Here is a 3,858-nt window from a genome sequence, read left to right as displayed (position 1 = left end):
GGCTGCTGCACGACATCGCCGTCGATGGCGCCATCACCAAGGCCCCCGGCGGCGGCGAGGTCGCCGGTCCGTCGCCGGTGGACCGGCGCAAACAGGGTATGAAACGTTCGGTGCTCGTCGAGGGATACGGCATCCCGCTGGGCCGAGTCCTGGCCGGAGCCAACCGGCACGACTCCCCGCTACTGGGCCCCACCCTCGACCGCCTCGATGCTCTCGGCCCGCTGCCCGACGACATCACCGTGCACCTCGACGCCGGCTATGACTCCGGCAAGACCCGCGACACGCTGGCCGAACGAGGCCTGCACGGCGAGATCGCGCACAAGGGTGAGAAAGCGCCGATCCAGGCCACCCGCCGCTGGCACGTCGAGCGGACCAACGCTTGGCACAACAGCTTCAACCGGCTGCAGCGCTGCTACGAACGACGAGAAATCGTCGTCGACGCGTTCTTCGACCTCGCCGACACGATCGTCACACTCCGTAGCTTGATTCGGCAGGCCTGGACCACACACCGCTGGAACGCCCGACCTGCACGACGTCCATGATCACCAACCAATCCGCGCGACCTCTTACGCGGCTTCATCGTGGAGACGCGCGGTGGCAGTGGCGATCTCGTCCCAATACCAGGCGTAGTCAGACTCCTCCGACAGGCCGGGCAGGCGCGGACCACGGACCCGAGCCAGGGCAGTGGTCGGGGTTTCCAGCAACGCAATGCCGGGATCTGCGTGGGAGTGCTCAGTGGCAAGGTTGCGGGCGTCCTGGTGGAGCATCGGGATGGCCTCACGGTCTGCGACCCGGAACGACATGCGCAATCCAAGCTGGCCACGCTGGAAACCACCCAGGATCGTGGCGTCGGCTCGCTGAGTGACCACCAGGACTCGGAAGCCGACCTTGTGGCCCTCAGTGACAAGACGGCCGTAGAGGTTGAGCAGTTGGTCTCGGACCTTGGCCTCACCACGGGGAGTCGCAAGCGTGGAGGCGAACCCCAGCAGACCGGGGAACTCCTCGAGTACGACAACGATGAGCAGCCGGACCGAAGTGAACTCGGTGATCTTGTCAGCACGCTCCGGCATTCCCTCAAGACGGCGGTCCATCTCATCGACAAGGCGTTGCAGGACATCGCGGTGGGCAAGGACATCACGGGTGCCCATGCTCTGCCAGCCCCGATGACGGGTGTCGTCGTATAGACGGCCCAGGAGTAGACCCGACGGATCACACCCAGCGATCAGGACATCGTCGAGGGCGGCGAGCTGAGCGAGCACCGCATAGCACCAGACGCTCTTGCCCGAGCGGGTCGCGCCCTGGACCACAGCATGCGGAGCATCGGTCCAGCGAATCGCGACCAGCTTGCCGGACTCATCACGGGCGATCGTGATCAGAGTCGTCGCGACCGAGGGCCCACCACCAGCCGCCAGACACGCCGTCACCTCCACGTCGAGCGGATCGGTGGTGTGTAGCTCGATCCGGAGCCACCCCATCCCACGAGGGATAATCCGGACCCGAAGCACTCCCAACGCCCAGGCAATGCGATCAACCTGCGCAATGAAATCCTCCGGCTTCTGGCCAGGCAGCAACTTCACGATCAAAGCCAGGTAGTCGCCGATGTCGACGTTGACCAACCTAGGCACGACAACAGTCTGCCCGGCCGCGACGGAGACCGAACGGCAGAGGCCGACGTGCTCACAGACCTGCCGCCACCGCCAGGCGAAGTCCTCGCGGAGCTCCATCCGGCGGCGATCAAGCTCGCGGGCGGCGCGACGAGCTCGACGGGTGTCGAGGAAAGCCGACAGCAGAGTCATTACGGGGTACTCCGGAGATGAATCGGCCCTGGTCGGGCCGCCGGAAAGCCAGCCCGGCCAGGACCAGTGATCGGGGGAGGGTCAGGCAGCCTTGGGCTGCACAGCGGAATGGATGCCCGACGCGCGAAAGCTGAACGCGGGTCGTCCATCGCGCATGTACGCCGTTGCCACAAGGTCGATGAAATCGACACGATGGAACTTCTTGACCTGCGGCTTCTCACGACTCACGACGGTCACACCGACAACCTCGGCGCGACCCTCCTCCGAGTCATCATCAAGGAAGCAATCCACGACCCAGAGCGGCAGACCAGTCTCACAATCAGTCGCCTGACTATCCGGAACCCTCTTACGCGACCCATCGGACAACTCGGCGTACTCCGCCTTAGAGGTCATTTCAGAACGAGGTCGACGTGTCTGTTGTAGACGACAAGCGGCTATCTGACCTGCCGTTTGATCTGTCGTCGAGGGGTCAATGGAAACTCGACAAGTCGTTCTGAAACGACCTCTTAGACATGAGCTTTCCGCTGGCCAGGAGGTTGAAACGTGCCGGGTCGATGGGCAGGGTACGCAGCATGATGGGCTCCTCCGCTTGAAGTACTCCAATGTCGTCCTCGCACTATGCCGCATATTGAAGTACTCCAAAGCGCCCGCGGGGAAGATCCCACGTTTGGAGTACTCCAGAAGGGATACGGTGCGCGGATGACCACAGCCAGTCCTGCAAATCAGTCATGGCAGGCAATCGCTGCCGACCTACGCAGACAACTGGATGCTGGGGAGTACCAGGCCGGTAGCTGGCTACCACCACGACGCGACCTGATGGACCTGTACGGCGCAGCAGACAGAACTATCGCGCGAGCGCTGCACCAGCTCCGCGACGACGGTTACCTGATCGCACGATCCACTGCTGGCTGGATCGTGCGCGGACAACGATCAGTCGTTCGGTCAACACGAAACCGGCTCTCACGCAACGAGCGCAGCGCCGGGCGTGGAGCCTTCGTCACCGACTGTCACGCTGCCGGACTCATCCCGACCGTCCGCAACGAGGTGCGAGTCGAGGCCTCGACCGAAGCTGTCGCCGATGCCCTACACATCGAGCACGGTGCACCGGTCTGCGTGCGAGATCGAGTCATGGCAGCCGACAACGAGGTTCTCCAGCTTGCGACGAGCTACCTCCCCCGCAACATCACCAAAGGAACCCAGATCGAAGACGACAACAGTGGTCCAGGTGGCATCTACGCACGCCTCGAAGAACTCGGGTACGAGCTGAGCAGCTACACCGAGCGCGTCAGCATCGGCCGAGCCGACGAACAAGAAGCCAAACAAATGAACATAAGCCCCGGAGAGCCGGTGTACCGCCTCTGGCGAACCGCCTGGTCAAGCGAAACACCAGTCGAGGTCAACAACATCACGATCACCGGCAACCGATACGAGCTGGTCTACGAGCTACCAGCCAACTAACCGTCCCAAAGAGGTCTGCCTCCGGCGGCCCCTCCGGGGGGGCCTCTGCTCCCGCAGCAGCCGAGAACCCCCCCCCCCCACCACCCGAGAGAGAGAGAAGTAGGGGCGGCTCCGGGTGGGGCTGCGGTCACGCCGGCCCCACAGGGCATCAGGGGCCGCAGGCACCCGCAAGCCTGGACAGCAACCCATCCCGACCCCGGGCATGTTGCGGGCACCCACGGCCCCCTGACGGCGCTCCGCACGCCGACGTGACCGCAGCCCCACCCTCCAAGCACCAGCTGCGTATCGCCGTATCGACAACCACCCGAACGTCAACCATCCGTTGACACCGCCACTTCAGAGCAAAACACCCACAACAATACAAATCTCACCTAAAAAGGACACCAGCAAAAACGGCTCGTCGCAGCAGTGCAACTACGCTAAACACCCTCCCTTGACCGATAGTAGTCACCATGCTTGGGTGCCACCATGCAAACAAGAAGCTTGCACGCTTCCTCGCCACCACAGCATTCATCACCGCCATCGCAATAGGCTCAGCCAGCGGAATCGCCGCAGCAGACACTCCACACTCTGCCAGCGCCCCAGCGGGAATCAGCCAGTCCAC

General features: G+C 63.5%; 5 protein-coding genes. 2 read left to right on the top strand and 3 right to left on the bottom strand.

Annotation, left to right across the window (positions count from 1 at the left end; genetic code table 11):
* On the top strand, positions 1-542 hold a 542-nt coding region (locus tag KPF47_RS34880), incomplete at its 5' end, for a transposase (protein WP_224392838.1).
* A 24-nt stretch (positions 543-566) separates the two neighbouring features.
* Here KPF47_RS34880 and KPF47_RS34875 read toward each other — a convergent pair.
* The gene (locus tag KPF47_RS34875) at positions 567-1,796 is read right to left on the bottom strand and encodes an FtsK/SpoIIIE domain-containing protein (RefSeq protein WP_224392833.1); all 1,230 of its coding nucleotides are present in this window, start codon (positions 1,794-1,796) and stop codon (positions 567-569) included.
* A gap of 81 nt (positions 1,797-1,877) precedes the next feature.
* Complete coding sequence (locus KPF47_RS34870; protein WP_224392832.1) at positions 1,878-2,189, bottom strand: hypothetical protein; 312 nt, start codon at positions 2,187-2,189, stop codon at positions 1,878-1,880.
* Positions 2,190-2,495: 306 nt separating this feature from the next.
* On the opposite strand from KPF47_RS34870, the gene KPF47_RS34865 reads away from it, so the two are divergent.
* Positions 2,496-3,254, top strand: a complete 759-nt coding sequence (locus KPF47_RS34865) for a GntR family transcriptional regulator (protein WP_224392831.1) — start codon at positions 2,496-2,498, stop codon at positions 3,252-3,254.
* A gap of 367 nt (positions 3,255-3,621) precedes the next feature.
* Here the strand turns inward: KPF47_RS34865 and KPF47_RS34860 are convergent.
* Positions 3,622-3,858 (bottom strand): hypothetical protein (locus KPF47_RS34860; protein ID WP_224392837.1); only part of this gene is annotated, 237 nt, incomplete at its 5' end.

Source organism: Pseudonocardia sp. ICBG1293, assembly GCF_020131355.1.
Lineage (GTDB): Bacteria > Actinomycetota > Actinomycetes > Mycobacteriales > Pseudonocardiaceae > Pseudonocardia.
The sequence above is the reverse complement of the archived record's forward strand: the minus strand, read 5'-3'. Positions and strand labels throughout refer to the sequence as shown.